Origin of the sequence: Microcella alkalica (assembly GCF_014595885.1) — a bacterium.
Taxonomy (GTDB): Bacteria; Actinomycetota; Actinomycetes; order Actinomycetales; family Microbacteriaceae; genus Microcella; species Microcella alkaliphila_B.
The window spans coordinates 814,322-840,444 of the sequence record NZ_JABUKC010000001.1 but is presented as its reverse complement, the minus strand read 5'-3'; the positions used below and the strand labels follow the sequence as shown (position 1 = coordinate 840,444).

The following is a 26,123-nucleotide window of genomic DNA, read 5'->3' as shown; positions in this document are numbered from 1 at the left end:
CCCCTTTTCTCGGCATCTGCGCAGACGATGCGGATGCTCCGCCCGGGCTCGGCGCCGACGACGAGAGCCCCTCGCCGACGGGCGAGGGGCTCTCGTGAGGGCGACGACCGGCGGAGCGGTGCCGGGTCGCGCAGGGGTCGTGCGGCGCCTAGAGCACGCCGGCGAGGGTCGCGCGGACGACGCGGCGGGCCTCGTCGAGCAGTACGGCGTCGCCATCGGCGTCGCGCGCGAAGGCGCGGGCGACGAGGGCGTCGATGACCTCGACGGCGCTGCCGATGGCACGGCGCGCGGCGTCGTCGGCCGAGACGTCGAAGCGCTGCTGGAGCGCGGCGGCGACGGCACCGGCGACGACGCTGTTGGCGGTCTCGTCGGCGGCCGGCGGCAGCAGGTCGAGCACGTCGCCGACGCGCAGCGAGCGGTAGCCCGGCTCCATGCGGAAGAGCTCGACGGTGACCTCGAGCACGCCGAGCACGGCGTCGGTCGCGGTCGCGTGGGCGTCGGAGGCGAGCTCGCCGACGAGGCGCTCGAGCAGTCGCTCGGAGTTGCGTGCCGCGAGCGCCTGCAGCACGGCGATGCGGTCGGGGAAGTAGCGGTAGACGGTGCCGATGGAGGCGCCGGCGCGGTCGGCGACCATCGCCGTCGTCAGGCGCTCGTAGCCGATCTCGTCGATCACCGCGGCGGCGGAGTCGAGGAGGGCGGCCAGGCGCGCGGTGCTGCGCGCCTGCACGGGCTCGTTGCGGATGGGAGCCGACGCGGCGAGCAGCGTCGTGCTGAGTTCGATGATGGAGGACATAGCGGCTGGGTACCTTTCGACGACCGGGCTGCTTGGATGCTAGCGCGCAACCTGAGTGTTCGACTGTTTTTCCTGGCAGGAATATTCGAGTTCGATTCCACGCTGTTCGCTCATCGAACGTCGGGGGCGGGCATGACCCGCATGCAAGACTGGAGCGATGCCGGCCGACGCTCCCGACACCGCCGCGCGCGCCCCCCGATCGACGTGGGCGCGTCGCGCGGCCGCGCTCGAGGACTCGGTGCACCGCATCCGCGAGCGCCGCGGCCGCAAGCGGGGGCTCGTGCCCGTCGTCGTGCCCTACGCCGGCTACGGCGGGCCCGGCTGGATCCGGGTGCTCGCGCGCGTGCTGCTCGTCAAGCCGGGGCTCGACCTGCACCGCCCGGCCAAGGCGCTGCGCGGGTGGCGCAGCTTCACGAGCATCGCGATCGGCGGCGCCGAGGTGACGGTGCGCGCGGGCGGCCAGCAGGTCACCGTCTACGCCGACCGCGGGGGCGTCATCGACGTCGACGTGCGCGTCGAGCTCGAGCCGGGCCTGCGCACGATCGAGCTGCAGGTGGAGGACAGCCCGCCCGTCGAGGCCCCCATCCACGTCGTGAGCCCGGATGCCCGGGTCGGCCTCGTGAGCGACATCGACGACACCGTCATGGTCACCGCGCTCCCCCGGCCCTTCCTCGCCGCGTGGAACACCTTCGTGCTCGACGAGCACGCCCGCCAGCCCGTGCCGGGCATGGCCGTGCTCTACGAGCGCATCGTGCGCGAGCATCCGTCGTGCCCCGTCGTCTACCTCTCGACGGGCGCGTGGAACGTCGCCCCGACGCTCGACCGGTTCCTGTCGCGGCACCTGTACCCGGAGGGCACGCTACTGCTGACCGACTGGGGGCCGACGCACGATCGGCTGTTCCGCAGCGGCCGAGACCACAAGGCCGCGAGCCTCGAGCGCCTCGCGCGGGAGTTCCCGACCATCCGCTGGATCCTCGTCGGCGACGACGGCCAGCACGACGAGGAGCTCTACCGCGACTTCGCCGACGCGCACCCCGAGAACGTCGAGGCGGTCGCGATCCGTCAGCTCTCGACGGGCGAGGCCGTGCTCGCCGGAGGACGCCGCCACGTCGACGACCCGGAGGCCACCGCGTCGGACGCGCCCTGGGTGTGGGCGCCCGACGGGGCAGGGCTCGCGCTCGAGCTCGGCGCGCGCGGCGTGCTCGACGAGAGCGACACGCCGCGCCTCGACTGAGCGGGCGTGAGAGTCCTCTCATCCTGAGCCCCCGCGACAGACGCGGTGCCGATAATGAGGGCATGCCCCGCGCGCTGACCCTGCCGACCTTCACGGTGCGGGCGCGCATCCTCGCCGACATCCTCGTGATCACGACGGTGGGGATGACCTTCGCGGGCATCAGCGCGTACTTCGTGCAGCGCGACCGCGTCATCGAGGGCATCGACCAGGAGCTGCTCGCCGCCGTCGAGTCCGCGCGCGCCGTGCTCGCGACGGCACCCGCCGCCGCCTCGATCGACGAGGCGGCTGAAGGGGCGGCCGGAGCACCCACCGAGCCGGGCGGCGACGGCGCCGACACGAGCGCTGGGGCGCCCGAGCCGCCCGTCTACGACTCGGCGACCGAGGCGTTGCGCGCGATCATGACCTTCGTGATCCCGGGCCGGCACGAGTCGAGCATCGCGCTCGTCGACGGCGCCCCGCGCTGGGCGCCGCCCGTCGAGCAGTCGTTCTCGCTCGCCGACGACCCCGCCCTGCTCGAGCGCGCCTGGCAGGAGGCCCTCGGCGGCACCGTCGTGCTCGGCACCGCGAACTCCACGGCGCTCGACGACGTGCGCGCCGTGCGCTACGTCGTCGCCCCGGTCGAGATCGCCGACTCGCCCGAGCTCGGCGCGTACGTCACCGCGATCGACGTGCAGCGCGAGGTCGACCAGGTCGGCGGCGCCTTCGTCACCTACGCCTGGCTCAGCGCCCTCACGATCGTGCTCATCGGCCTCGTCGGCTGGTTCGTCTCCGGGCGCCTGCTCTCGCCGCTGCGCGAGCTGCGGCTCGCCGCCGAGCGCATCACCGACCGTGACACCTCCGAGCGCATCCCCGTGCGCTCGCGCGACGACCTCGGCGCGCTCACGACGACCGTCAACGCGATGCTCGACCGTCTCGACGGCGCGCTCACCGCGCAGCGGCAGCTGCTCGACGACGTGCGCCACGAGCTCAAGACGCCCATCACGATCGTGCGCGGCCACCTCGAGCTGCTCGACGCCGGGCGGCCCGACGAGGTGCGGGCCGTGCGCGACCTCGCCCTCGACGAGCTCGACCGCATGGCCGACCTCGTGAGTGACATCGACGACCTCGCCCGCAACGAGCGCGGCATGCTCGTCACCGAGCCCACCGACGTCGCCGACCTCACCGCCGCAGTGTTCGGCAAGGTGCAGGCGATCGGGGACCACGAGTGGGTGCTCGACGGTGCGGTCGACGCCGTCGCGAGCGTGTCGCCGTCGCGCATCACCCAGGCGTGGCTGCAGCTGGCCGACAACGCGGCGAAGTGCTCGCCTGCCGGTTCGACGATCCGCATCGGCGCAAGCGGGTACCAAGGGGCGGTCGAGTTCTGGGTGGCCGACGAGGGCCCGGGCATCCCCGAGGAGTCTCGCGAGCGCATCTTCGAGCGCTTCGGGCGCGCCGACACGGGGCGCGGCGTCGCCGGCTCGGGCCTCGGCCTCCCGATCGTCGCGGCGATCGCCCGCGCGCACGGCGGCCACGTGAGCCTGCAGACCTCGCCGGCGGGATCGCGCTTCGGCATCGTCGTGCCGGTCGCGCCCCAGGCGCCCGCTCCCCCGCCGGCGGCCGACCCGGCGCCCGCCGACCGCACGAACCAGGAGGTGCGATGACGAGCATCCTCGTCGTCGAGGACGAGGCGCGCATCGCGACCTTCGTCGAGAAGGGACTCACGGCGAGCGGCTACGCCCCGACCGTCGTCGGCACGGGCGTCGAGGCGCTCGACTACCTCGCGACGGGCTCGTTCGACCTCGTGCTGCTCGACGTGGGCCTGCCGGGCGGGCTCGACGGCTTCGGGGTGCTGGGTCGTCTGCGCGAGCGCGGCGACGCCACCCCGGTCATCATGCTCACGGCTCGCACGAGCCTCGACGACACGGTGCAGGGGCTCGACTCGGGCGCCAACGACTACGTGCCGAAGCCGTTCAAGTTCGACGAGCTGCTCGCGCGCATCCGCCTGCGGCTGCGCGAGGCGGGGCGGGCGAGCGCGACGACCGAGACCGTGCTGCGCCACGGCGACCTCTCCCTCGACCTGCGCACCCGCCGGGTCACCGTCGGCCAGAGCGCGGTCGACCTCTCGGCGCGCGAGTTCGCGCTCGCCGAGCAGTTCCTGCAGCACCCTGAGCAGGTGCTCTCGCGCGAGCAGCTGCTCTCGCGCGTGTGGGGCTTCGACTTCGACCCCGGCTCGAACGTCGTCGACGTGTACGTGCGCTACCTGCGCGGCAAGATCGGGGCCGACCGCATCGAGACGGTGCGCGGCATGGGCTACCGGCTGGTCTGATCGGCGGATGCCCGGCCGAGGCTCGGCGCGGGCCGGGGTCGACGCGGGCCGGGGTCAGCGCGAGCCGGTGTCAGCCGTCGTCGGAGCTGTCGTCGCCGTCGTCGTCGACCGACTGCACCGAGGTCGGCTGCGGCGCGGGCGCGACCGGCACCGGCTGCGGCGCCTGGGTCGTCGTCGGGCTCGGTGTCGGCGTCGGGCTCGGTGTCGGCGAGCTCGACGGCCCCGGCGACGAGGAGGGCGCCGCCGAGGGGCTCGCGCTCGGCATGCGGTCGCCGCCGTTCGTGGTGCCTCTGCCGTCGGCGGGTGCGTTCGTGATCGGTGCGATCGAGACCGACTCCGAGGAGTCGACGAGCGGCATGGCCGTCGCCACCGACACCGCCGCGCCCGCGAGCACGCCGAGGCCGAGCGCCGAGGCGGCGCCGAGGGCGATCCAGCCGCGCTGCTCCACGAGCGCACCTCCGTCAAGGGTCGAGGGCGCAGGGTGCGCCGAGTCCATCGTGGCAGGCGGCGTGAGCGCGCGCAGCGAGCATGAGAGAACTCTCACGCGGCCGAGCCCGTGGTGAGGGGTGCGGGGGCGGGGCCCCGGAGCGTCACCAGACGGCCGTGGTGAGCGGGGCATCCCCCGCGGCGACGACCCGGTGGGCGCGCTCGATGAGCACGGCCGCGTCGTCGGAGCCGGCCGCCGAGCGCGCGAGGGCGTGGCCGAGCAGCTGGGTCGCGGCGATCGCGTGCGCGCGGTCGACGAAGCCCGCCTCCGGCCACGCGAACCAGCGTCGGCGCCAGCCGTCGGCGAGCACCGAGGCGCGCGAGGCCCGCAGCGTGGCTCGGCTGCCGCCGTCGTGCACGACCGTGGCGATGAGGTGCGCGTACAGCGCGGCGGCGTCGTCGGCCGGGTCGCCCCAGCCCGAGGTGTCGATGTCGAGCACGCCCGTGATCGTCGTCGGCGCCGAGGCGTCCACGAGCAGCTGGGCCAGGTGCAGGTCGCCGTGCACGGTGCGGCTCGGCGGCGGGGTGCCGCCCGCGCGGAACCGACGGGCGATCGCGCGCGAGGTCTGCTCGATGAGGCCGTCGTAGGCGGGCAGCTGCTCGACCAGGCGCTCCTCGTACCAGTCGAGGCGGCGCACGAGCGAGGCGCGCGCGGGCGCGGTCGACGGCACGGCGGCGATGCGCTGCATGAGGCGCACGATCTCGTCGAGCAGGGCATCCGGATTCGGCACGCGATCGAGCACCGAGATGAGCTCGACGCCGGCGAGCGCCTCGAGGGCGACGAGGCCCTCCTCGCTCCAGCCGAGCACGGTCGGCACGGGAACGCCCTCGTGGCGCCAGTGCGTGTGCTTGGCCTGCAGCGGCTCGGCCGCGGGGGGCCGCACGACCTTGAGGAAGTAGGCGGTGCGCGCCGTGTCGACGCGGACGACCGCGCGCTTGCCGGGGCGGTAGGCCGCGAGGCTCACCCGCAGATCCTCGACCGGCAGGCCCAGGCGCGCGAGCACGATCGAGGCCGCCTCGGCGTAGACGGCGGTGCGCAGCGCCGGCAGCGAGGGGTCGGCCGGATACACCCACACGTCGACCCGCTCGCCCGTCTCCGGCTGCGTCAGCGTGAGCACGCCCGCCCGGGTCGTGTCGGGCGGCGAGGTCTCGACGAACACGGTGTGATCGGCGGTGCCGCCCGCCTCGTCGCGCAGCGTCACCCGGTAGCCGTGCGTGAAGCCCTGGCCGGTGGGCTCGATCTGCAGCGCGTGCGCGTCGACGAGCGACGAGCCCAGCGAGCTCGCGACGGCGTGCAGCACGTCGCGGTGGAGCACGGGGGAATCGTGGGCACTCATCGCTCCTCATCATGAGGGATGCGGGGCGCGAGAGCGAACCGCGCCGCGCGTCTCGCCGCGAACGAGGCGAAAGTCTCTCTCCTCGGCGGGCCGGTGAGGTCTACTCTGGTCGCGAGCGATCGAACCCGAACCTCGATCGCCCACCGGCCCCTGACCCGAGATGGCCGGCGTTCCCTGACCCGAGGGGGCACCCCATGTGGACGCTGCTCGCGCGCGGCCGAACCTCGACGACGAGGCTCCTCCACCGCGCGCTCCGGCCGCCGCGCACCGTCGCGGAGCACACCAGGCGCATCATCTGGCTCGCCGTCGTGGGCGTCGTCGCGACCACGGTCTCTGCGCTCGGCACGCTCGCGCTCACCGCCGACCCCGACGGCGGGCCGACGCGCGGCTTCACGGGCATCAGCGACGAGCGCACCGTCCGCGACCTGCAGCTGCCGACGCTGTGAGTCGTCGCCGCCCGCGCGAGGCGAGCCGGCGGCCGCGCCCTAGCATGAGCGCATGCCACGCCTGAGCGCCCTTCTCGCCGCGGCGCACGGCGGGCCGACGGTCGTCGTCACGGCCGTCACCCTCGCACTGAGCCTCGCCGCAGGACTCGACCCCGCGCGCGCCGCTCTCGTGACGGTCATGATCCTGCTGCAGCAGCTGTCGATCGGCTGGTCGAACGACGCCCTCGACGCGCGACGCGATCGGGCCGACGGGCGCAGCGACAAGCCGATCGCGCGCGGCGATCTCGACGCCCGCCTCGTGCTCGCGCTCGCGGTGGGCGCCGCGCTCGGCGCCGTCGCGCTCTCCGCGACCCTCGGCCCCGGCGTCGCCGTCGCGCACGCCGTCTTCCTGCTCTGCGGCTGGGCCTACAACCTCGGCCTCAAGCGAGGGCTGCTGGCCACCGCGTGCTACGCGATCGGCTTCGGCTGCCTGCCGCTCATCATCGCCCTCGCCGCCCCCGAGCCGCGGCCCGCCCCGTGGTGGGCGATCGCGATGGGCGCCCTCCTCGGCATCGCCGCGCACTTCGCCAACGTGCTGCCCGACCTCGACGAGGATGCCCGGCACGGCATCCGCGCCCTCCCCCACCGTCTCGGTGCGCGCGCCTCCGGCCTCGTCGCCCTCGGCAGCCTCGCCCTCGCCGCCGTGCTCGGGGTCGTCGGGCCGGCACGGCTGACGCCCCTCGGCGCGATCGGCGCCGCGAGCGGGGTCGTGCTGCTCGTCGTCGGCGCCGTCGTCGTGCGGCGGGCACCGCGGTCACGAGCGCTGTTCCGCGTGATCATGGCCGCCGCGCTCGCGGCGGTCGTGAGCCTGGCCGGGGCCGGCGGCCTGCTCGTCGGGGAGGCGGGAGGCGCGGCGGGGCCGGCGGCGCCCGCATCCGCCCCCTGAGGCCCGCGAGGCGACGGCGACGGCGCCGCCCGCTGATACCGTGAGCGCGTGGGAGTGCGCATCGAGAAGATCGACCTGCCGGGCATCGGCACGCGGCACGACATCGTCACCGAGAACGGCCGCCGCATCGGCGTCGTCTCGCATCGCACGGGCGAGCGCGAGCTCGGCGTGTTCGACGAGCTCGACCCCGACGCGTGCCGCGAGCGCGTGCACCTCAGCGAGGACGAGGCGCTCGCCCTCGCCGACGTGCTCGGCGCCTCGGTCATGCTGGGGCAGCTCGCCGGCATCCGCGAGCAGGCGGCGGGCCTGTTCACCGAGCAGCTGCTGCTGCCGGCCACCTCGCCCTTCGTCGGCGGGTGCCTCGGCGACACGAAGGCGCGCACCCTCACCGGCACCTCGGTCGTCGCGATCGTGCGCGACAGCGAGGTGATCCCCTCGCCGACGCCGCAGACCGAGCTGCAGGCGGGCGACACGCTCATCGTCGTGGGCACGCGGCCGGCGCTGGAGTCGCTCGCGCGACTGCTCGCCGACGGAACGCTGCCGGGCTGATCGTGCACGGGACGACGCTCCTCCTCATCGAGGTCGGCGCCCTCCTGCTCGTGCTCGGTCTGCTCTCGCGCCTGGCCGACCGGCTCGGGTTCTCGCCCATCCCGCTCTTCCTCGTCATCGGCCTGCTCATCGGCGAGGGCGGCCTCGTGCCCATCGAGGCGAGCGAGGAGTTCTTCGCGATCGGCAGCGAGATCGGCGTCATCCTGCTGCTGCTCATGCTCGGGCTCGAGTACACGGCGAGCGAGCTCGTCGACAGCCTCAAGGGCTCTCGCCGGGCGGGGCTGCTCGACGCCCTGCTCAACGCGCTGCCCGGTGCGGCGATGGCGCTCATCCTCGGCTGGGGCCCGGTCGCGGCGGTCGCGCTCGCCGGCGTCACATGGGTCTCGTCGTCGGGCGTCATCGCGAAGGTGCTGCGCGACCTCGGCCGTCTGTCGAACCGCGAGACGCCGACGATCCTGTCGATCCTCGTGATCGAGGATCTCGCGATGGCCTTCTACCTGCCGGTGCTCTCGGCCCTCGTCATCGGGGCGGGCCTGCTCGCCGGCGCGACGGCGCTCGTGATCGCGGTCGCCGTCGCGCTGCTCATCCTCTTCCTCGCCCTCAAGCACGGGCGCATCGTCTCGGCGCTGTTCTCGCCGCACCACGCCGAGTCGCTCGTGCTCGGCGTGCTCGGCCTCACGATGCTCGTCGCGGGCGTCGCCCAGCAGGTCAACGTCTCGGCGGCAGTCGGGGCCTTCCTCGTCGGCATCGCGATCTCCGGCCAGGTGGCGAGCTCGGCAGAGGCCGTGCTCTCGCCGCTGCGCGACCTGTTCGCCGCGGTCTTCTTCGTGTTCTTCGGCATCGCCACCGACCCGGCCGACATCGTGCCCGTGCTCGTTCCGGCGATCGTGCTCGCCGTCGCCACGATGGGCACGAAGGTCGCGACCGGGTGGCTCGCGGCGCGCGAGGCCGGTATCGCGCTGCCGGGACGCTGGCGCGCCGGCCTCACCCTCACGCCGCGCGGCGAGTTCTCGATCGTGATCGCCGGCCTCGCCGTCGCCGCCGGGCTCGAGCCGCAGCTCGCGCCGCTCGCGACGGCCTACGTGCTCATCACGATCGTGGCCGGCTCGGTGCTCGCGCGCGTGCCCGACGCGGTGTGGTTCAAGCAGCGGATGCTCGTCGCGGCCCGCGCGCGAGCATCCGCCCCCGTCGCCGGGGCCTAGCCGACCGGCACCGCCTCGGCGACGAGCTCGCGCACCATCGGGATGACCTGCGTGCCGTAGAGCTCGATCGCCCGCAGGTTCGCCGCGTGCGGCACGGGGCCGGTCGTGTACTTGAGGTCGAAGCGCTCGATGCCGAGCCCCGTCACGGTCGCGGCGATCTTGCGCGCGACGGTCTCGGGCCCACCGACGTAGAGCGAGCCGTGCTCGATCTCGGCGTCGTAGTGCTCGCGCGTGGTGGGGCCCCAACCGCGCTCGCGGCCGATGCGGCCGAACGCGGTGGCGTAGTGCGGCCAGAACAGCTCGCGGGCCTCCTCGTCGCTGTCGGCGATGAAGCCGGGCGAGTGCACGCCGACGGGCAGGCGATCCTTGCCCATCTGGTCGAGGGCGCGACCGAAGAGGTCGACGTAGGGGGCGAAGCGCTGCGGGTCGCCGCCGATGATGGCGAGCATCATGGGCATGCCGTAGTGCGCGGTGCGCACGACCGACTCGGGGCTGCCGCCGACGCCGACCCAGGTGGGGATGCGACCCGAGGCGGTCTTGGGGTAGATCTCGACGCCGTCGAGCGGGCGGCGCGTGCTGCCCTGCCACGTCACGGGGCCCTCCTGCAGCACCTGCGAGAGCAGGTCGAGCTTCTCGTCGAAGAGCACCTGGTAGTCGCTGAGCTCGAAGCCGAACAGCGGGAACGACTCGGTGAACGAGCCGCGCCCGACGATGATCTCCGCGCGGCCGTTCGAGATCGCGTCGATCGTCGAGAACCGCTGGAAGACGCGGATGGGGTCGTCCGAGCTCAGCACCGTCACCGCGGAGGAGAGCCGCACCCGCTCGGTGCGCGCGGCGATCGCGGCGAGCAGCACGTCGGGGGCCGAGACCGCGTAGTCGTCGCGGTGGTGCTCCCCGATCGCGAAGGCGTCGATGCCGACCTGGTCGGCGAGCACGCCCTCTGCCACGACGTCGCGGATCACCTGCGGGTAGGGCACGGGCTGCCCGTGCTCGTCGTGGCTGACGTCGCCGAAGGTGTTGAGGCCGAACTGCAGGCGGGCCGGGTCGATGGTCGCGGTCATGGCTTTCCGTCTCTCTCGCGTTCTCGGGCAATACGAGCGTATCGAATCATGCAAACGCATGGATGCGCGCGGTATTCCCGCAGCATCCTCACGGCTGGATGCGCTCGAGCTCCCATCCCCCGCCCACGGCCGCCCGGAACACCAGGCGGTCGTGCAGGCGCGAGGTGCGCCCCTGCCAGAACTCGACCCGGTGCGGCACGACCCGGAACCCGCCCCAGCGCTCGGGCCGCGGCACGACCTCCTCGCCCTCGAAGCGCTGCTCGGTGTCGCGCACCTTCTGCTCGAGCGCCTCGCGCGAGGCGATCGGCTGCGACTGATCGCTCGACCACGCCGCGATCTGCGCGCCGCGCGGCCGGGCCGCGAAGTAGGCGTCGCTCGCCTCGCGCTCGACCGAGTGCGCCTCGCCGAAGGCGATGACCTGCCGGTGCAGCGTGTACCAGGGGAAGACGAGCGAGACGGCGGGGTTCGCCAGCAGCGCCCGGCCCTTGCGGGAGGTGTAGTCGGTGTAGAACTCGAAGCCGCGCTCATCGACGCCGCGCAGCAGCACCGTGCGGATCGAGGGCGCGCCGTCGGGGTCGATCGTGCCGAGCACCATCGCGTTCGGCTCGTAGACGCCGCGCTCGGCCGCTTCGGCGAGCCAGGCCGTGAACTGCGTGAATGGATCGGCCGCGACGTCGGCCTCCTCGAGGCGCTCGGCGCCATAGTCGGTGTGGGTGCGCAGGGCGCTGCGCAGGGCCTCGTCACGCGAGTCGTCGGTCATGGCTCCACGCTAGGCCCGGCCGCCGAGAGCCGGCCGAGCGGGCGCGCTCGCGGGCGTCGGCTGGGGAGGGCACCGGCCCACACCGCCATCGCCGCCGCGACGATGAGCGCGGTGCCGAGCAGCTCGTCGCCCGAGCGGGCGAAGGCATCCAGGTCGATGCCGGCAGAGACGTCGCGCGCGAGCGCGCCGAAGGCGAGCACAGCCACGCCGAACACCGCGTTCGCGAGAAAGAGCAGCACCCGCGTGGGGCGCGGGTAGCGGGCGCTGTCGCCGTGGGTCCCCTCGGCATCGGTCAGGAAGCCCCACACGAAGCCGAGGAGCACGAGCGCGAGGCCACTCGCGCCCAGGAGGACGCCGAGCGGGTCGGCGATCACGTCGCGCCACGCGGCGGCCGCGGAGAGGAGCAGAGCGGAGACCAGAAGGGCCAGTCGGCGCTCGTCGAGCTGCCCGCGCAGGAGGAGCACGCCGGTGAGCGCGAGCGACCCGAGCGCGAGCAGCGCCGCCAGCGCATCCGATGACCACCCGAAGTCGAGGCTCAGTGCCCGCGGCGCGGTGCTCACCAGGGTCACGACGCCGATCGCCCCCACCAGCTCGGGCGCACCGCGACGACCTCGCCGGGCGAGCACGACGGCGGCGCCGACGAGCGCCGCCCCCACCGCGAGCCGCACGGCGGTGAGTGCGACGGTGCCGCGCAGCGTCTCCGCAGCCGCGAGCGCGAGCGCCGACGGCTCGGGCGGGGCGCCCCAGGCCGTCGCGATCTGCACCGACAGCAGCGCGAGCACCACGGGGGCGAGCGTCACGGAGAGCGCGACGGCGACCGGCAGCGCGATACCGTCCAGGTGATCGAGCACGTCGTCGACGGAGGCCGTCGCGGACCGGCGCACGGCCGCGAGCGCCCACCACAGCAGCCCGAGCGCGCCGAGCAGCACGATCGATGGCCCGACGGCGTCGGCGTCGAGCGGCTCTCCCACCACCGGCGCCAGTGCGAGCTCGAGGCATCGCCAGGCCCCGACGACGAGGAGCGCCGCCACGAGCAGCCTCCTGGTGCGCGGAGGACCGGGCGGTGCATCCGCCACTCCGGCCTCGACGGCCACCTGGGTGGCGGGCGTCGACGCCCGCCGGAGTGCGGCGACCGCCGCCACCGTCGCGACGACCGCCAGCTCCGCGACGGCGACCCCCGCCGCGATCGCCGCCGGCACGGCGAGCTGCCCGATCGAGGAGATGACGAGCGAGGTCGCCACGGGTGCGAAGTCGAGGCCGAAGGCCGCGCTCGCCGACGAGCTGCGACCGATCGCCGTCACCGCCGCGGCGCCGATCAGGGTCAGCACGACGGGGAACTCCCACCACGCGAACGCTCGGCGCCGTCGCGCCACCAGGAGCGCGACGAGCGTGAGGACGACGACGACGGAGACGACCTTGCCGGGCGTCACGGTGATCGCGCCGGCGTCCGCGCCGAGGTCGAGCCCGCCGAGGAAGAGCACGACGAGGGAGACCGTCGACGTGAGCACGATCGCGACGACGAGACGGGCGTGCAGCGCCGCGGTCTGCGCGAGCACCGCCGCGAGCAGCACGAGCCAGAGGATCGTCGGCAGCAGCGTCCGCGGCAGCGAGAGGACAGTCGATCCGACGCTGACGGTCAGCGGCGACAGGTCTCGGACGAGTGGGGCGGCGACGATGAGGGCCACGGCGAGCCAGAACGCGCCCACCCCGACCGCGACGACGGGGCGCAGCCCCTGCGGCCACGCGTGGTCGCGCAGGCGGCCGCGCCGCACCGGCTCGACGATGAGCCGACCCAGGAACCCCGTGAGCGCCGCGCCTGCTCGTCGGAGGGCCGTCATTCGAGCTCCCAGCGGTGCAGCCCGCCGTCGGTGTCGAGCGCCACCACGGCCGCGCCGACGGCGACGGCCGCCCTCGACTCGGCGAGCGCCTCGGCCGGGAGCTCGCGCCTGCCCCGTTCTGCACCGTCCGCGGATGACCGCAGCACGACGTCGGCGGCCCCGACGACGGCGACGGCCTCCCCCTCGCCGAGGAGCGCGGCCCCGCCCTCCCCCGACCAGCGCACGGCGAGGTCGTCCGCGTCGAGCACCAGCAGGCGCTCGTCGGTGAGCGCGACGACCGCGTCGCCCGCGACGACGATCCCGGTCGCGATGCCCGGCATCCGGGTGCCGCCGCGCTCCTCGCCCCGCTCGAGCCCGAGGAGCACCACGGCGCCGTCGTCGGTGGCGACGGCGACGACCCCCGCCTCGGCGTCGGCGGCGAGCGCATCGACGAGGCCGGGTTCGGATCGCCACTGCAGCGCCCCGTCGGCGAGCCGGAGCGCACTCACCCGTCCGCGCTCGTCCGACGCGAGCACCTGCCCGCCGGCGACGGCGAGCTCGCCTCGCCCGTCGCCTCCGAGGCTCGTGCGCCACACCTCACCCCCGTCGGCTGCGGCGATGCGGACGACGGAGCCTGCGCGGGTGAGGGCGACGACGTCACCCGACCCGTCGTCGACAGCGACGGGCGCCGCGAGCACGAGCTCGTCCGTCGGCGTGCTCCACAGGCGGCGACCGAGCGGGTCGTAGGCCACGATGCGTCGCAGCGAGGTCGCCGCGAGCACGAGGCCTCCTGCCGACCCCACGGCGACGATCGTGCCCCCGGGATGCGCCGACAAGTCGAGCTCGGCCGTCGTCGCAGCGAGACTCCACACCTCGAGGTCGTCGCCCCGGTCGTTCGCGACCACGAGCCTCCCGTCGGCGGTGACGGCGGGCCGGACGGAGTACTGCCCGTCCGTCGCCGCCGCGCCGAAGAAGGGGTCCTGCACGATGCGCTCGAGCTGCCCGCCGACCCCGAGTCGAGCATCCTGCTCGACGACGTCGCGCCAGGAGGGAGCCGCGGCGCTCGGCGCTCGCGCGGCGACCAGGCGGGCCTGGCGCTGCTCGGTGAAGCCGACCGCGACGCCGTCGACGGTCGCGCTGCTCCACACCGCGCCGCGGCCGGGGCACCACACGGTCGACTCGTCGATCTGCCGCTCGAAGCCGCCGCCCGGCTGGCTGATGCGCAGGCGGGCGTCGACGCCGAGGCACCCGCCGGTGAGGGGGATCGGGTCTCCTGCCGCGTCGAGGGGCGGCTCCGCGGGCGACCAGGCCGAGAACTCGGCGGCGTAGGCGAGGGCCTCCCCAGGCAGCGCCGTCCCGCTGGCGCTCCACGCCGAGCCGGGTCGCACGCCAGCCGGCAGCAGCGGCAGGTGGGGCTCGAAGACGAACCCGAGCTCGCCGCCCCACACTGCCGCGAGCGCGACGCCGTCGGGGCTCAGCCGGTGCAGGGAGGTCGACCGTGCACCGTCCTCCTCGACGCGCTCGGCGCGCCACCACTGAGCGCGCATCGCGTCCTCCTCGCCGAGCGCTCCGAGCAGGCTGGAGGCGACGAGCGTCGGGGCGGTGAGCAGGGCCTCGATGCCCGTGCTGCGAGCGTGCTCCGTGACGATCGACCGTCCGTCGGCATCCAGCGCCGTGGTCCGGTCGCCCTCGGCGGGCAGATAGCGGGCGGATGCTCCCCCGAGGCCCTCGGCGGGCTCGCGGTCCGCGGCCTCGAGCGCGACGCCGAGCGCGAGCGCGAGGGTCGGCGTGACGAGCCAGGCGACCACGGTGAGCGCGCGAGCCCGACCCGCGCCGAGCGCAGGGGCACCGGAGCGCGGGCTCGGCGGCTCCTCCGGCACTCGGGCCGACTCGGGCGCCCCAGTGGTCACGAGCGTCAGCATAGGGCCGCGCTCGCGCCGCAGCGGCGCACGGCCTCAGTCCATCGTGTCGAGGATCGCCGTCAACTGCTCGAAGGTCGTGCGCGGGTTCACGATCGCGAAGCGCGTGTTCACACGGCCCGTGTGCGAGCTCGGCACGACGAAGGCGTGCTGGTTGTCGAGCAGTCGATCGCTCCAGGCGGCGTAGTCGGCCGCCTCCCACCCGTCGCGCTCGAACACGACGACCGAGAGCTGCGGCTGCCGCACCAGGCGCAGGCCCGGCCGGCGCTCGATCTCATCCGCGATGCGGCGAGCGAGCTCGATCGAGGCCTCAATGGCCTCGCGGTAGACGCTCGCGCCGAAGGTGGCGAGCGAGAACCACATCGGCAGCCCGCGCGAGCGTCGGGTCAGCTGCACGGCGTAGTCGGAGGGGTTCCAGTCGGCGGTCTCGGTGAGCGTGTCGAGGTACTCGGCGTGCTGCGTGTGCGCGAGCCGCCCGTGGTGCGGATCGCGGTAGAGCAGCGCGCAGGCGTCGAAGGGCGCGAAGAGCCACTTGTGGGGGTCGACGATCGCGGAGTCCGCGCGCTCCACCCCGGCGAAGCGGTGCCGCGCGCTCGGCGCGAGCATCGCGGCGAGCCCGTAGGCGCCGTCGACGTGCAGCCAGAAGTCGTGCGCGTCCTTCAGCGCAGCGATCGAGGCGATGTCGTCCACGATGCCGAAGTTCGTCGACCCGGCGGTCGCGACGACCGCGATGACGGCGTCGCCGTGCTCGAGCAGGGCGGGCTCGACGGCATCCCCGCGCAGCATGCCGCTGTCGCCCACGGGCACGACGGCCACGTCGACATCCATGACGCGCGCGGCCGAGACGATCGAGGAGTGCGCCTCGGCTCCGCAGACGATCACCCAGCGCGCCGGGCGGGGGCGCCCGGCCGCCTCGAGCTGGCGGGCGCGGTGCTCCCGCGCGGCGACGAGAGCGGAGAGGTTGCCGATCGTGCCGCCCTGCACGAAGACGCCGCCCGCCGACTCGGGCAGGCCGAACTCGCGGGCGAGGAAGCGCAGCACCTCGTTCTCGGCGAACACGGCCCCGGAGCCCTCCAGCCACGACCCGCCGTAGACGGCGGTCGCCGAGACGACGAGGTCGAACGCGGTCGCCGCCTTCGTCGGCGCGGAGGGGATGAACGAGAGGTACTGCGGGTGGTCGGTCGTGATGCACGACGGTGCCAGCACGTTCTCGAATAGAGCGAGGGCACGGCGGGCGCCGATGCCCTCCTCGCCGATGCTGCCGGAGGCCAGTCGGGTGAGCTCCGCTGGCGAGAACGGCTTGTCGAGCGGGTTGTCGGTGCTCATCATCCGACGACGGGCGTAGTCGAGCACCATGTCGGCGATCTGCGCGGTCTCGTCGCTCACGACGTGCATGCGATCAGCGGCGGAACGGTGGGCGGCGGGGAGCGAGCTGCTCACGGGTGGTCCTCTCGGGCCGGGCCGGCGACGATGCCGACCTCCGGCGCGCCGCCCCGCCGATCGGGTCAGCAGGCGCCGAAGACGACGAAACCCGGCCGAAGCCGGGAATCGTGTGGTGGACCTGAGGGGACTCGAACCCCTGACCCCCTGCATGCCATGCAGGTGCGCTACCAGCTGCGCCACAGGCCCGTGACCGGCGCGAACCGCGCCGACAACTCGTTCACTGTAGTACACGCGGGCGGCCTCGACCAATTCGGCCGAGCCGGTCGGGAGCGTCGCTCGCCGACCGTGCGGCCGCCCGCGTGACGCCTCAGTCGAACAGCTCGCTGAGCCAGTGCTTGCGCTTGTGCGGGTAGGCCCCATGGCCGTAGCGCGGCGCCGATGACGGCGAGTTCGAGCCCCAGCGCGGGCGGCCGTACCCCGGCTGCCCGTAGGCGGGCTGGGGGTACCCCGGCTGGGCGTAGCCCGGTGCAGGCATGCCGTTCTGCGGGGGCGGGGGCACGTCGCGGGGCAGGTCGACGCGCGGTGCGGCGGACGCCGCGGGCGCAGCCGCGGCGGCATCGATGCCCGCCGCTCGATCGATGATCTTGTCGAGCTCGCCGCGGTCGAGCCAGACGCCCCGGCACTGGGGGCAGTAGTCGATCTCGATGCCGTTGCGCTCGCTCATCACGAGAGTGGAGTCATCCGTGGGGCATTTCATGCCCCGATGCTGGCGAGCGGGACTATGCGTCGCCTGTGCGCGCGCGGAGCGCGCGGTGCGAGTCACCGCCTCGCGATCGCGGCAAGCGCCGCGCGAGGTTCAGGCCTCGTCGCCCGCCGGAGCGTGCGCCGGAAGGTCGAGCGGGATGACCGGGCAGTCCTTCCACAGTCGCTCGAGCGAGTAGTACAGGCGCTCCTCCTCGTGGAAGACGTGCACGACGACGTCGCCGAAGTCGAGCAGCACCCACCGGCCCTCGGCCCGCCCCTCGCGGCGCAGCGGCTTCGCGCCGGCCTCGATCATCCTGTCCTCCACCTCGGAGGCGATCGCCTGCACGTTGCGCTCGTTGCGCCCCGTCACGAGCACGAAGGCGTCGGCGAGCGGCAGCGGCCCCGAGACGTCGAGCGCGACGATGTCGACGCCCTGCTTGTCGTCGGCGGCCCGGGCGGCGACCTTCGCGAGGTCGATGGCGCGATCGGTGGCGGTCACGGAATCCTTCGGGTGGGGCGGCGGGGAGTGATCAGAATAGACCGTTGACGGCCGCGACCACGAAGATCGTCACCGCCGCGACGGCCATGACGACGGTCGAGACGATGAGCACCGTCGTGAGCGCGTTGCCGCGCGGCTTGCGGCCCGCGATGACGTTGCGCGTCGCGGTGTGGCTGCTCACGGCGTTGATCGCGCTCACCGGAGCCGAGTCGGTGCTGACGAACTCGCGGTCTCCCGCGTCGAGCAGCTCGTCGATGTCGGGGCTGTCGTGCACCGAGGGCACAGCGCCGGTGGAGGCGATGCTCGTCGGCACCTCGACCATGCCCGTGATGATGATCTCGCCCGTGCCCGGCACGGGGCCGGTCAGGCTGCCGGTCGGCATCTCCGGCAGCACGAGGGCGTTCGTCGAGACCGAGGCGGAGCCGACCTGGCGACTGAAGGTGTTCTCGAAGGGGTCGTCCGCCGGGTCGCTGAAGCCGGCCGACCAGTGCGACCCGGTCGCGGTCGAGCCCGCGGGCGAGGCGACGCTGTCGCTCTGGAGCGGCGCCGGCTCGATGAGCGGCGCGGGCGCGGCCGAGCCGATGGAGGTGGGCTGCCACAGGTGCACGGGTGCGGGCTCCTCGGCGGGCTCCTCCGCCGCGGCCGACCCGTTCGCCTCGGTGGGCGTCTCGGCGGGCGTGTCGGCGGCCGGCGCCGAGGGGCGCGACGAGAGCAGCGCCTCGAAGGGGTCGAGGGGTTCGGCGTCGGCGGGCTCGGCGTCGGCCGACTCCTGTTCGGCCGGCTCGGCGTCGGCCGACTCGGCCTCGGCCGGCGCGGCGGCCATCGCCTCGGCGTCGGTCGCCTCCGCCTCGACCGGTGCGGCCCCGGTCGGGACAGCGTCGGTCGCGACGGTCTCGCCCGCCGGGGCGGCCTCGCCCGCCTGCGCGGCCTGCGCCTCCCGCAGCGCGCGGAGCTCGCGCCGCGTCATGGTGTACTCCGCGATGACGAGGGGGTTCTCGCCGAGCGGCCCCGGCTGGCCCTCGAGCTCGGCGAAGGCCGGGTCGACGGCGGGCTCGGCCGCTGACGGCGCGAGGGGCGCGGAGGCGGAGCGCGCCGAGGCCGAGGAACCCGCGGCGGGCGTCACCCCACCGGCGTGGCCGAGGTCGAGCGGCCCGCCCTGCGTGCGGTAGTCGAGGTGCGCGTCATCGGGCTGGGCGGGGGCGAAGCTCGAGGCGACGGCGCTATCGCTGCGCGGGCGGAAGTCGCGCGAGCGCACCTCGCGGTCGGGCGCGGGGGCCGTGGGCGGCGCGAACGGCGGCGCGAGCGGGCTCGACGACGGCAGCTCAGGCACGGACTCCAGGGGCGCCGGCTCGTAGCGCGGCACGCGCGGGCGCACCTCGGTGCGGTAGTCGATCGCGTCGGCGGCGCTCGGCCGTGACGCCGCGAAGCTCGCCGACGACGGCACCGCGGGCTGCAGCGGCGCCGGCGAGATCCCGTCGTGCTGCGCGGGCTCACCCTGCTCCGCCTGCTGCGCGAGGCGCGCGGCACGGCGGCTGAGCGGCTGATCGTTGGTCATGAGGTGGTTCTCCGGTACAGGCGGTGCTTGGCGATGTACTGGACGACGCCATCGGGCACGAGGTACCACACGGGCGACCCCCGCTCGACGCGTTCGCGACAGTCGGTCGACGAGATGGCGAGGGCCGGGATCTCGACCAAGCTTACGTCGCCCTCCGGCAGGCCGCTCACGGTGAGCGGATGACCGGGCCGACTCACGGCGACGAAGTGAGCGAGCGCCCACAGCTCGTCGACGTCCTTCCAGTCGAGGATCTGCGCGATCGCGTCGGCCCCCGAGATGAAGAACAGCTCGGCCTCGGGGAACCGCGCGCGCAGGTCGCGCAGCGTGTCGATCGTGTAGGTGGGCCCGCCGCGATCGATGTCGACGCGGCTGACGCTGAAGCGCGGGTTCGAGGCGGTCGCGATGACCGTCATGAGGTACCGGTGCTCGCTCTCGGTCGCCTCGGGCTTCTGGTACGGCTGCCCGGTCGGCACGAAGACGACCTCGTCGAGCTGGAAGTGGGCGGCGACCTCGCTCGCGGCCACGAGGTGGCCGTGGTGGATGGGGTCGAAGGTGCCGCCCATGATGCCGATCCGCGCCCGCGCGGGGGCGGGCGTCGGCGTGCTGGCGGCGGCAGTGATCGCGGCGACCGGTCTAGTGGTGGTCGGCGCCGTGACCGGCGTCGTGACCGCCCTGCGCGGCGCGCTTGTGAGCGTGACGGTTGGCGACGTCGCGGTACGCGAAGGTCACGAGACCCATCATGAGGAACGCGAGCGCGGCGACGCCGGCGATCACGAGCGGCGGGGCGATGAGCGGCGCGAGCTGCTCCTCCGAGGCGATGAGGAGGCTGGTGAGCGTCATGCGGGTCTCTCCTGACGAGGTCGAGGCTTCAGCGGTCAGTCTATCGCGCGGTCAGGCGCGAACCTGCCCGTCGCCGCGCACGATCCACTTGGTGCTCGTAAGCTCGGGCAGGCCCATGGGGCCGCGCGCGTGCAGCTTCTGGGTCGAGATGCCGACCTCGGCGCCGAAGCCGAACTCGCCGCCGTCGCTGAAGCGCGTGGAGGCGTTGACCATGACGACGGCCGAGTCGACCTCGGCGAGGAACCGCTCGGCGCTGGCCATGTCGGCGGTGATGATCGACTCGGTGTGCTGGGTCGAGAAGCGGCGGATGTGCGCGAGCGCCGCGTCGAGATCGTCGACGACCGCGACGCTCAGCTCGAGCGCCATGTGCTCGGTCGCGAAGTCGTCGTCGGTCGCGGGCTCGAGGGTCGGGTCGACAGCGCGGGCGCGCTCGTCGCCGCGCACCGTGACGCCGGATGCCCGGAGGGCTCCCAGCACCGGCGGCAGCAGGCGGGCAGCGGCGTCGCGGTGCACGAGCACTGTCTCGACCGCGTTGCAGACGCTCGGCCGCTGCACCTTCGCGTTGTGCACGATCTCGACCGCCATGGTCTCGTCGGCGCTCGCGTCGAGCACGATGTGCACGACTCCGGCGCCGGTCTCGATGACGGGCACGGTCGACTCGCGCACGACGGTCTGGATGAGGTCGGCGCTGCCGCGCGGGATGAGCACGTCGACGTACCCACGGGCGCGCATGAGCTCGGTCGCGCCGGCACGGCCGAGCGGGTCGATCGTCTGCACGGCGGCCCTCGGGAGGCCGACCGACTCCAGGGCGCCCTGGATGAGGGCGACGAGCTCGCGGTTGGTGCTCTCGGCCGCACTGCCGCCGCGCAGCACGGCGGCGTTGCCGCTCTTGAGCGCGAGCGCGGCGATGTCGATCGTGACGTTGGGGCGCGCCTCGTAGATCGCGCCGACCACGCCGAACGGCACCCGCACCTGGCTCAGGCGCACGCCGTTGGGCAGCGTCGAGCCGCGCACGACGGTGCCGACCGGGTCAGGCAGCGCGACGACGTCTCGCACGGCGCGGGCGAGGCCGGCGATGCGCTGCTCGTCGAGTCGCAGCCGGTCGAGCAGTCCGGTCGAGAGGCCGTTCTCGCGACCGTTGGCGAGGTCGAGCTCGTTGGCGACGAGCACGCGGTCGACGGCCCCCTCGAGCGATGCGGCGATCGCCTCGAGCGCGGCGTTCTTGACGTTCGCGGTGAGCGTCGCGAGCTCGCGCGAGGCCTCCTTCGAGGCAGAGAGCAGGTCGGTGAGGGCGGGAGCCTCGGCGACGGCGTCGGGGGCGGTCATGCCCTCCAGTCTAGGCGCGGCGCCGCGCGCGCCCCCGTGCCGTCAGGCGCGCGGGGCGGCGTCGAACCAGGTGCCGACGGCCTCGCCGCGCAGGGCGGCCCCGACGTTGCCGGTCGACGTCAGCACGACGGGGATGCCGTGGCCGACGGCGTAGCGCGCGGCCGCGATCTTCGTGCCCGCTCCCCCGGTGCCGACGCCCGCAGCGCCGATGTCGCCGAGCTCGACGCCGCCGAGCTCGTCGTCGTGCGCGACGCGCTCGATGCGCTCGGCTCCCGGCTCGTGCGGCGGGCGCGTGTAGAGCGCGTCGACGTCGCTCAGCAGCACGAGCAGCTCGGCGTGCACGAGCTCGCTCACGAGGGCCGCGAGGCGGTCGTTGTCGCCGAAGCGGATCTCCTGAGTGGCGACCGTGTCGTTCTCGTTGACGATCGGCAGCACGCGCAGGCCGAGCAGGCGCTCCATGGCGCGCTGCGCGTTCTGCCGGGGCGTGTCGTGCTCGAGGTCGGTGGCGGTGAGCAGGATCTGTCCGGCGACGAGGCCGTAGCGCGACAGGCTCTCCTGGTAGCGCACCATGAGCACGTTCTGGCCGACGGCGGCCGCGGCCTGCTGCGTCGCCAGATCGGTGGGCCGGGCATCCAGCGCCAAGAAGGGGATGCCCGTGGCGATCGCGCCCGACGACACCAGCACGACCTCCGCACCGCGCGCGTGCAGCGCGGCGAGGGCGTCGACGAGGGGGCCGATCTGCGCGGCGTTCTCACCGCTGATCGACGACGACCCGACCTTGACGACGACGCGACGCGCCTCGGTCACCTCGCGGCGCAGGGCTGCGGTCACTCCTCGTCCTCCGCGTCGAAGATGCCGGCCTGGCGCTCGCGCTCGAGCTCGGCGCGGGCCTCGGCCTTGGCGTCCATGCGCTCCTTGTAGCTCTGGCGTCGCTGGGCGGTGGTCGGGCGGTTGAGCGCGTCGAGGCGCGCGTCGGTACCGCGCGGGGCGGTCATGAGCTCGGCGGCGCTCGTGAGCGTGGGCTCCCAGTCGAACACCATGCCGTCGCGGCCGCCGATCACGACCGTCGCGCCGGCGACGGCGCCCTTGGCGAAGAGCTCCTTCTCGACGCCGAGCTTCGCCAGGCGGTCGGCGAGGTAGCCGACGGCCTCGTCGTTCGTGAAGTCGGTCTGCTGCACCCAGCGCTCGGGCTTCGCGCCGCGCACGCGGTACAGCGGGCCCTCGTGGGTGCCCTCGACGGTAACCGTGAAGTCGGCCTCGTCGACGGCCTTGGGGCGGATGACGATGCGCTCGCGCGTCGAGCGCTCAGCGGCGCGCGCGGCGCGATCGGCCTCGACGAGCTCGGCGAGGGCGAAGGTGAGCGGGCGCAGGCCCTCGCGGCTCACGGCGCTGATCTCGAACACGCGGTAGCCGCGCGACTCGAGCTCGGGTCGCACGAGGTCGGCCAGCTCGCGACCCTCGGGCACATCGACCTTGTTGAGTGCGACGAGCTGCGGGCGCTCGAGCAGCGGCGTCTGGCCCTCCGGCACGGGATACTGCGAGAGCTCGCCGAGGATCACGTCGAGGTCGCTCAGCGGGTCGCGGCCCGGCTCGAGGGTCGCGCAGTCGAGCACGTGCAGCAGGGCGCTGCAGCGCTCGACGTGGCGCAGGAACTCCAGGCCCAGGCCCTTGCCCTCGCTCGCGCCCTCGATGAGGCCGGGCACGTCGGCGACGGTGAAGCGGCTCTCACCCGACTCGACGACGCCGAGGTTCGGGTGCAGGGTCGTGAAGGGGTAGTCGGCGATCTTCGGCTTCGCGGCCGAGATCGCGGCGATGAGGCTCGACTTGCCCGCGCTCGGGAATCCGACGAGCGCGACATCCGCGACCGTCTTGAGCTCGAGCAGCACATCGCCCTCGAAGCCCGGCGTGCCGAGCAGCGCGAACCCGGGGGCCTTGCGCTTGGTGGTCGCGAGCGCCGCGTTGCCGAGGCCGCCCTGACCGCCGGGAGCGATGACGATGCTCATGCCCGGCTCCGTGAGGTCAGCGAGCTGCTCGCCGTCGGCGTCGCGCACGACCGTGCCGATCGGCACCGGCAGCACGAGGTCGGCGCCGGAGAACCCGGAGCGGTTGTCGCCCATGCCGGGGCCGCCGTTGTCGCTCGAGCGGTGCGGGCGACGGTGGTACGGCAGCAGCGTGGTCTCACCGGCGTCGGCGACGAGGATGATGTCGCCGCCGTCGCCGCCGTTGCCGCCATCGGGGCCGGCGAGCGGCTTGAACTTCTCGCGGCGCACCGACACACAGCCGTGGCCGCCGTGGCCGGCACGCACGTGGAGGGTCACGCGGTCGACGAAGGTCGCCATGGTCGAGCCCTCCTGAGGGTCATGAGCGGGGCATCCGCTCGCTGGGAGAATCGGGGCGGAACGACGAATGGACGGGCCGAAGCCCGCCCATTCGCTGACGTTGCGGTCGAGACCGCCGAGGCGCGAGGCCTCAGGCGCTGACGACGTTGACGACCTTGCGGCCGCCCTTGCTGCCGAACTCGACAGCGCCCGCCGCGAGGGCGAACAGCGTGTCGTCGCCACCGCGGCCGACGTTCGCGCCGGGGTGGAAGTGGGTGCCGCGCTGGCGGACGAGGATCTCGCCGGCCTTCACGACCTGGCCGCCGAAGCGCTTCACGCCCAGGTACTGGGGGTTCGAGTCGCGACCGTTGCGGGTGGACGAAGCGCCCTTCTTGTGTGCCATTCTTCGCGCCCCTTCTTACTTGATGCCGGTGATCTTGACGCGGGTCAGGTCAGCGCGGAAGCCCTGGCGCTTCTTGTACCCGGTCTTGTTCTTGAACTTCTGGATGACGATCTTCGGGCCGCGGAGGTCGCCGAGCACCTCAGCCGTCACGGTGATCTTCGCGAGCTTCTTGGCGTCGGTCGTGACCGTGTCACCGTCGACGTGGAGCACGGGGGTCAGCTGGATGGTGCCATCCGCGCCCGCCTTGACTCGATCGAGGACGACGACCGTGCCGACCTCGACCTTCTCCTGCCGCCCACCGGCGCGCACAACTGCGTAGACCACTGTTCACCCTTACGTCTGGTTTGGAAGAAAACTCCGGCGTCTCGCGCGGGCACAGCCCAGCGCACGCCAACGGTCGAGCATACCTGATCGGGTCAGGCCGGTCAAAAGAGCCGGCGCGGCTCGAACCGCGTGACCCCAGCCTACAATCCTTCGCATGGCCGTGCTGATCGACGAGCCGATCTGGCCCGCGCACGGCCGGCTCTGGGGGCATCTCGTGAGCGACGATTCGCTCGACGAGCTGCACGCCTTCGCGCGCGCCGCGGGCATCCCCGAGCGCGGCTTCGACCACGACCACTACGACTATCCCGAGGAGCGCTACGACGCCCTCGTTGCGCAGGGCGCCGTGCCCGTGACCGGCAAGGAGCTCGTCGCCCGACTCAGCGCCGCAGGGCTGCGCGTCAGCCAGCGCGAGAAGCGCGGGCTGCGGCGCGACTGACGCCTACTCGACGCCCCAGACGGCGCCGAAGCCCTCGAGGGTGCGCACGAGCTGGCCGGAGGCGAGGTCGATGACGGCGAGGGTGATGCTCGTCGGGCGCTCCTCGACCTCCCGACCGTCGCCGACGGCCGCCGCGACGTCGGGTGTGACCTCGACGACGACGTACTGATCGTTCGGCGACAGCAGCACGGGGCCGAGGCTGCCGCGGTTCTCGATCGTGCGGGCGATGACGCGGGCCTCTCCCCCGCCGTCGTCGGCGACGAGCACGGTCGCGAAGGCGCCCGAGACGGCATCGGCGACGGCGACCTTGGCCACGCGCAGCCCGCTCGCGGTCAGCTGCGTCTCGCCCGCGAACGCGACCTCGCCCTCCACGAGGGAGGGGTTGAGCCGCTCCTCCTCGCCCGTGGCGAGGTCGAGGGCGACGCCGCCGAAGCTGTCGGCCGCGCTCACGCGCCCGCCGTCGCTCGAGACGCCGTGCACCGTCGGGTAGGCGCCCACGGGCAGCAGCGCCTCGGGCGCCGCCGGGTCGAGCCGCACGAGCGTCTCGTCGACCGTGTGCACGACGAGCGCGCCGTCGGGCAGGAACCACGCCCCCAGCGCCGTGAGCGGCTCGCCGTCCAGGTCGGCGAGGGGGCGCACCTGGCGGTCGCCGCCGATGTCGAGCAGGGCGAGCGTGCGCGGGGCGAGCGACTCGGCTCCGGTCGCGCCGCTCGCGGGCGAAAGCACGAGCGCGATCGTCGTGCCCGCGCCGGGCGCGATCACGCGATCGACGCGCACGCCGGCGGGCAGCCGCAGCGTTTCGGTGCGCCCGCTGCGGGCATCCACCGATTCGAGCACGGAGGTGCCGCCCTCGCCGTCGCGGGCCACCACGAGCACGCCCTCGACGGGCACCGCGTGCTGGATGCCCGGCGCACGGTGCACGACCTCGCCGCGACCCGCGCCGTCGACGGCCGCGCGCAGCACCTCGTCATCGCCGCTCTCGGCGCGGTCGACGTACAGCAGGCTCGCGCCCGCCGTCGTGAAGCGGTGCTCGATCGTGCTCGTGCTCGGGCGCGAGGGCGCCCCGACGCCCTCCAGCCGCACCGTGTACTCGGTGCCGTGCCGCAGCCGCTCGTCGAACTGCACGACGACGAGGTCGCCCTGCACGCTCACGCTCGCGACGGCGCTCGGCTCGACGGTGAGCGCGCTCGCGTCGATGGCGTCGACCGGCTGGTTCATGAACAGCCGCAGCTGCTGCCCCGACTGCTGGGTGACGCGCTCGGCGTCGACCTGCGCCTGCTCGAGCTTCGGCCCCTGCAGCGCGCCGAGCACGGTGAAGATCGCGGCGAGCATGACGAGCCCGCCGACGAGCCAGGCGAAGGCGCGGCCGAAGCGGCGGCGCTCGCGCTCCTCGCGCAGCTGGCGACCGTGCTCGGCCGCGCGCGCCATGCCAGGGAAGCGCTCCTCGACGCGCGTGCTCGG

General features: G+C 74.0%; 27 protein-coding genes and 1 tRNA gene. 8 read left to right on the top strand and 20 right to left on the bottom strand.

All coding sequences use genetic code 11. The features are described 5' to 3' along the window. Positions 1–148 precede the first annotated feature (148 nt). Entirely contained in the window at positions 149–793 is a 645-nt protein-coding gene (locus tag ID804_RS04075; RefSeq protein ID WP_169077638.1) for a TetR/AcrR family transcriptional regulator, read from the bottom strand. Positions 794–950: 157 nt separating this feature from the next. On the opposite strand from ID804_RS04075, the gene ID804_RS04070 reads away from it, so the two are divergent. The 3 genes from ID804_RS04070 (at position 951) to ID804_RS04060 (ending at position 4,332) form a co-directional block, all read left to right on the top strand. Beyond that, positions 951–2,027, top strand: a complete 1,077-nt coding sequence (locus ID804_RS04070; RefSeq protein WP_169077637.1) for an App1 family protein — start codon at positions 951–953, stop codon at positions 2,025–2,027. Positions 2,028–2,089: 62 nt separating this feature from the next. Then, entirely contained in the window at positions 2,090–3,667 is a 1,578-nt protein-coding gene (locus ID804_RS04065; RefSeq protein WP_169077636.1) for a sensor histidine kinase, read from the top strand. Continuing rightward, the gene (locus ID804_RS04060; protein ID WP_169077635.1) at positions 3,664–4,332 is read left to right on the top strand and encodes a response regulator transcription factor; all 669 of its coding nucleotides are present in this window, start codon (positions 3,664–3,666) and stop codon (positions 4,330–4,332) included. The genes ID804_RS04065 and ID804_RS04060 overlap by 4 nt, the downstream gene beginning before the upstream one ends. Before the next feature lie 70 nt (positions 4,333–4,402). On the opposite strand, the gene ID804_RS04055 is transcribed toward ID804_RS04060, so the two are convergent. Both ID804_RS04055 and ID804_RS04050 read right to left on the bottom strand, forming a co-directional pair. Beyond that, positions 4,403–4,876, bottom strand: a complete 474-nt coding sequence (locus tag ID804_RS04055) for a hypothetical protein (protein ID WP_169077634.1) — start codon at positions 4,874–4,876, stop codon at positions 4,403–4,405. A gap of 46 nt (positions 4,877–4,922) precedes the next feature. Continuing rightward, entirely contained in the window at positions 4,923–6,134 is a 1,212-nt protein-coding gene (locus ID804_RS04050; protein WP_188219146.1) for a phosphotransferase family protein, read from the bottom strand. Positions 6,135–6,349: 215 nt separating this feature from the next. Here ID804_RS04050 and ID804_RS04045 point away from each other — a divergent pair, with 215 nt between their 5' ends. From ID804_RS04045 to ID804_RS04030, 4 genes are read left to right on the top strand one after another with little or no spacing between them, the layout of a single operon-like run. Then, positions 6,350–6,601 (top strand): hypothetical protein, encoded by a 252-nt coding sequence (locus tag ID804_RS04045; RefSeq protein ID WP_169077632.1) that lies wholly within the window; start codon positions 6,350–6,352, stop codon positions 6,599–6,601. A 52-nt stretch (positions 6,602–6,653) separates the two neighbouring features. Continuing rightward, a complete protein-coding gene (locus tag ID804_RS04040; RefSeq protein ID WP_169077631.1) occupies positions 6,654–7,526 on the top strand; it encodes a UbiA family prenyltransferase in 873 nt (290 codons plus the stop codon). A 48-nt stretch (positions 7,527–7,574) separates the two neighbouring features. Continuing rightward, positions 7,575–8,075 (top strand): cation:proton antiporter regulatory subunit, encoded by a 501-nt coding sequence (locus ID804_RS04035; protein WP_169077630.1) that lies wholly within the window; start codon positions 7,575–7,577, stop codon positions 8,073–8,075. A gap of 2 nt (positions 8,076–8,077) precedes the next feature. After that, a complete protein-coding gene (locus tag ID804_RS04030; protein WP_169077629.1) occupies positions 8,078–9,277 on the top strand; it encodes a cation:proton antiporter in 1,200 nt (399 codons plus the stop codon). Here ID804_RS04030 and ID804_RS04025 read toward each other — a convergent pair. From ID804_RS04025 to rplU, 16 genes are all read right to left on the bottom strand, one after another. Then, entirely contained in the window at positions 9,274–10,338 is a 1,065-nt protein-coding gene (locus ID804_RS04025) for an LLM class flavin-dependent oxidoreductase (protein WP_169077628.1), read from the bottom strand. The genes ID804_RS04030 and ID804_RS04025 overlap by 4 nt on opposite strands. An 88-nt stretch (positions 10,339–10,426) precedes the next feature. Next, the gene (gene pdxH, locus ID804_RS04020) at positions 10,427–11,098 is read right to left on the bottom strand and encodes a pyridoxamine 5'-phosphate oxidase (RefSeq protein WP_169077627.1); all 672 of its coding nucleotides are present in this window, start codon (positions 11,096–11,098) and stop codon (positions 10,427–10,429) included. After that, positions 11,095–12,936: a hypothetical protein gene (locus ID804_RS04015; RefSeq protein WP_169077626.1), complete on the bottom strand. Its 1,842-nt coding sequence runs from the start codon at positions 12,934–12,936 to the stop codon at positions 11,095–11,097. Before ID804_RS04015 ends, pdxH begins: the two co-directional genes overlap by 4 nt. Continuing rightward, positions 12,933–14,825, bottom strand: a complete 1,893-nt coding sequence (locus ID804_RS04010; protein ID WP_169077625.1) for an outer membrane protein assembly factor BamB family protein — start codon at positions 14,823–14,825, stop codon at positions 12,933–12,935. The genes ID804_RS04015 and ID804_RS04010 overlap by 4 nt, the downstream gene beginning before the upstream one ends. A gap of 45 nt (positions 14,826–14,870) precedes the next feature. Continuing rightward, a complete protein-coding gene (locus tag ID804_RS04005; RefSeq protein WP_169077624.1) occupies positions 14,871–16,220 on the bottom strand; it encodes a pyridoxal phosphate-dependent decarboxylase family protein in 1,350 nt (449 codons plus the stop codon). A 167-nt stretch (positions 16,221–16,387) separates the two neighbouring features. After that, positions 16,388–16,463: transfer RNA gene (locus ID804_RS04000), tRNA-Ala, on the bottom strand. 121 nt (positions 16,464–16,584) lie between these two features. Next, positions 16,585–16,974, bottom strand: a complete 390-nt coding sequence (locus tag ID804_RS03995) for a TFIIB-type zinc ribbon-containing protein (RefSeq protein ID WP_169077623.1) — start codon at positions 16,972–16,974, stop codon at positions 16,585–16,587. A 99-nt stretch (positions 16,975–17,073) separates the two neighbouring features. Next, positions 17,074–17,460 (bottom strand): ribosome silencing factor, encoded by a 387-nt coding sequence (gene rsfS / locus ID804_RS03990; RefSeq protein ID WP_169077622.1) that lies wholly within the window; start codon positions 17,458–17,460, stop codon positions 17,074–17,076. Between the two features lie 31 nt (positions 17,461–17,491). Beyond that, on the bottom strand, positions 17,492–19,015 hold the full coding sequence (locus tag ID804_RS03985) for a hypothetical protein (RefSeq protein WP_169077621.1): 1,524 nt from the start codon (positions 19,013–19,015) through the stop codon (positions 17,492–17,494). Then, positions 19,012–19,635, bottom strand: a complete 624-nt coding sequence (gene nadD / locus ID804_RS03980) for a nicotinate-nucleotide adenylyltransferase (RefSeq protein WP_169077809.1) — start codon at positions 19,633–19,635, stop codon at positions 19,012–19,014. Before nadD ends, ID804_RS03985 begins: the two co-directional genes overlap by 4 nt. Positions 19,636–19,648: 13 nt before the next feature. Beyond that, a complete protein-coding gene (locus tag ID804_RS03975) occupies positions 19,649–19,855 on the bottom strand; it encodes a hypothetical protein (RefSeq protein ID WP_169077620.1) in 207 nt (68 codons plus the stop codon). Positions 19,856–19,906: 51 nt separating this feature from the next. Further along, the gene (locus ID804_RS03970; protein WP_169077619.1) at positions 19,907–21,181 is read right to left on the bottom strand and encodes a glutamate-5-semialdehyde dehydrogenase; all 1,275 of its coding nucleotides are present in this window, start codon (positions 21,179–21,181) and stop codon (positions 19,907–19,909) included. Between the two features lie 42 nt (positions 21,182–21,223). Continuing rightward, the gene (proB, locus tag ID804_RS03965; RefSeq protein WP_169077618.1) at positions 21,224–22,012 is read right to left on the bottom strand and encodes a glutamate 5-kinase; all 789 of its coding nucleotides are present in this window, start codon (positions 22,010–22,012) and stop codon (positions 21,224–21,226) included. Beyond that, on the bottom strand, positions 22,009–23,520 hold the full coding sequence (gene obgE / locus ID804_RS03960; RefSeq protein ID WP_169077617.1) for a GTPase ObgE: 1,512 nt from the start codon (positions 23,518–23,520) through the stop codon (positions 22,009–22,011). The genes proB and obgE overlap by 4 nt, the downstream gene beginning before the upstream one ends. A 130-nt stretch (positions 23,521–23,650) precedes the next feature. After that, positions 23,651–23,902 carry a 50S ribosomal protein L27 gene (gene rpmA, locus ID804_RS03955; RefSeq protein ID WP_169077616.1) on the bottom strand — a complete coding sequence of 84 codons (252 nt, stop codon included), beginning with the start codon at positions 23,900–23,902 and terminating at the stop codon, positions 23,651–23,653. A 15-nt stretch (positions 23,903–23,917) separates the two neighbouring features. Next, positions 23,918–24,226: a 50S ribosomal protein L21 gene (gene rplU, locus ID804_RS03950; protein ID WP_169077615.1), complete on the bottom strand. Its 309-nt coding sequence runs from the start codon at positions 24,224–24,226 to the stop codon at positions 23,918–23,920. Positions 24,227–24,380: 154 nt separating this feature from the next. On the opposite strand from rplU, the gene ID804_RS03945 reads away from it, so the two are divergent. Next, a complete protein-coding gene (locus ID804_RS03945) occupies positions 24,381–24,662 on the top strand; it encodes a DUF4031 domain-containing protein (protein WP_169077614.1) in 282 nt (93 codons plus the stop codon). 3 nt (positions 24,663–24,665) lie between these two features. Here the strand turns inward: ID804_RS03945 and ID804_RS03940 are convergent, their stop codons facing one another. Next, positions 24,666–26,090: a hypothetical protein gene (locus tag ID804_RS03940; protein WP_169077613.1), complete on the bottom strand. Its 1,425-nt coding sequence runs from the start codon at positions 26,088–26,090 to the stop codon at positions 24,666–24,668. Positions 26,091–26,123: the final 33 nt, after the last annotated feature.

Excerpts from the sequence above, each read along its gene's own strand:
- ID804_RS04075 (WP_169077638.1), bottom strand. The coding sequence starts at position 793 with ATGTCCTCCATCATCGAACTCAGCACGACGCTGCTCGCCGCGTCGGCT.
- ID804_RS04070 (WP_169077637.1), top strand. The coding sequence starts at position 951 with ATGCCGGCCGACGCTCCCGACACCGCCGCGCGCGCCCCCCGATCGACG.
- ID804_RS04065 (WP_169077636.1), top strand. The coding sequence starts at position 2,090 with ATGCCCCGCGCGCTGACCCTGCCGACCTTCACGGTGCGGGCGCGCATC.
- ID804_RS04060 (WP_169077635.1), top strand. The coding sequence starts at position 3,664 with ATGACGAGCATCCTCGTCGTCGAGGACGAGGCGCGCATCGCGACCTTC.
- ID804_RS04045 (WP_169077632.1), top strand. The coding sequence starts at position 6,350 with ATGTGGACGCTGCTCGCGCGCGGCCGAACCTCGACGACGAGGCTCCTC.
- ID804_RS04040 (WP_169077631.1), top strand. The coding sequence starts at position 6,654 with ATGCCACGCCTGAGCGCCCTTCTCGCCGCGGCGCACGGCGGGCCGACG.
- ID804_RS04025 (WP_169077628.1), bottom strand. The coding sequence starts at position 10,338 with ATGACCGCGACCATCGACCCGGCCCGCCTGCAGTTCGGCCTCAACACC.
- pdxH (WP_169077627.1), bottom strand. The coding sequence starts at position 11,098 with ATGACCGACGACTCGCGTGACGAGGCCCTGCGCAGCGCCCTGCGCACC.
- ID804_RS04015 (WP_169077626.1), bottom strand. The coding sequence starts at position 12,936 with ATGACGGCCCTCCGACGAGCAGGCGCGGCGCTCACGGGGTTCCTGGGT.
- ID804_RS03995 (WP_169077623.1), bottom strand. The coding sequence starts at position 16,974 with ATGAAATGCCCCACGGATGACTCCACTCTCGTGATGAGCGAGCGCAAC.
- ID804_RS03985 (WP_169077621.1), bottom strand. The coding sequence starts at position 19,015 with ATGACCAACGATCAGCCGCTCAGCCGCCGTGCCGCGCGCCTCGCGCAG.
- ID804_RS03975 (WP_169077620.1), bottom strand. The coding sequence starts at position 19,855 with ATGACGCTCACCAGCCTCCTCATCGCCTCGGAGGAGCAGCTCGCGCCG.
- ID804_RS03970 (WP_169077619.1), bottom strand. The coding sequence starts at position 21,181 with ATGACCGCCCCCGACGCCGTCGCCGAGGCTCCCGCCCTCACCGACCTG.
- obgE (WP_169077617.1), bottom strand. The coding sequence starts at position 23,520 with ATGGCGACCTTCGTCGACCGCGTGACCCTCCACGTGCGTGCCGGCCAC.
- rpmA (WP_169077616.1), bottom strand. The coding sequence starts at position 23,902 with ATGGCACACAAGAAGGGCGCTTCGTCCACCCGCAACGGTCGCGACTCG.
- ID804_RS03945 (WP_169077614.1), top strand. The coding sequence starts at position 24,381 with ATGGCCGTGCTGATCGACGAGCCGATCTGGCCCGCGCACGGCCGGCTC.
- ID804_RS03940 (WP_169077613.1), bottom strand. The coding sequence starts at position 26,090 with ATGGCGCGCGCGGCCGAGCACGGTCGCCAGCTGCGCGAGGAGCGCGAG.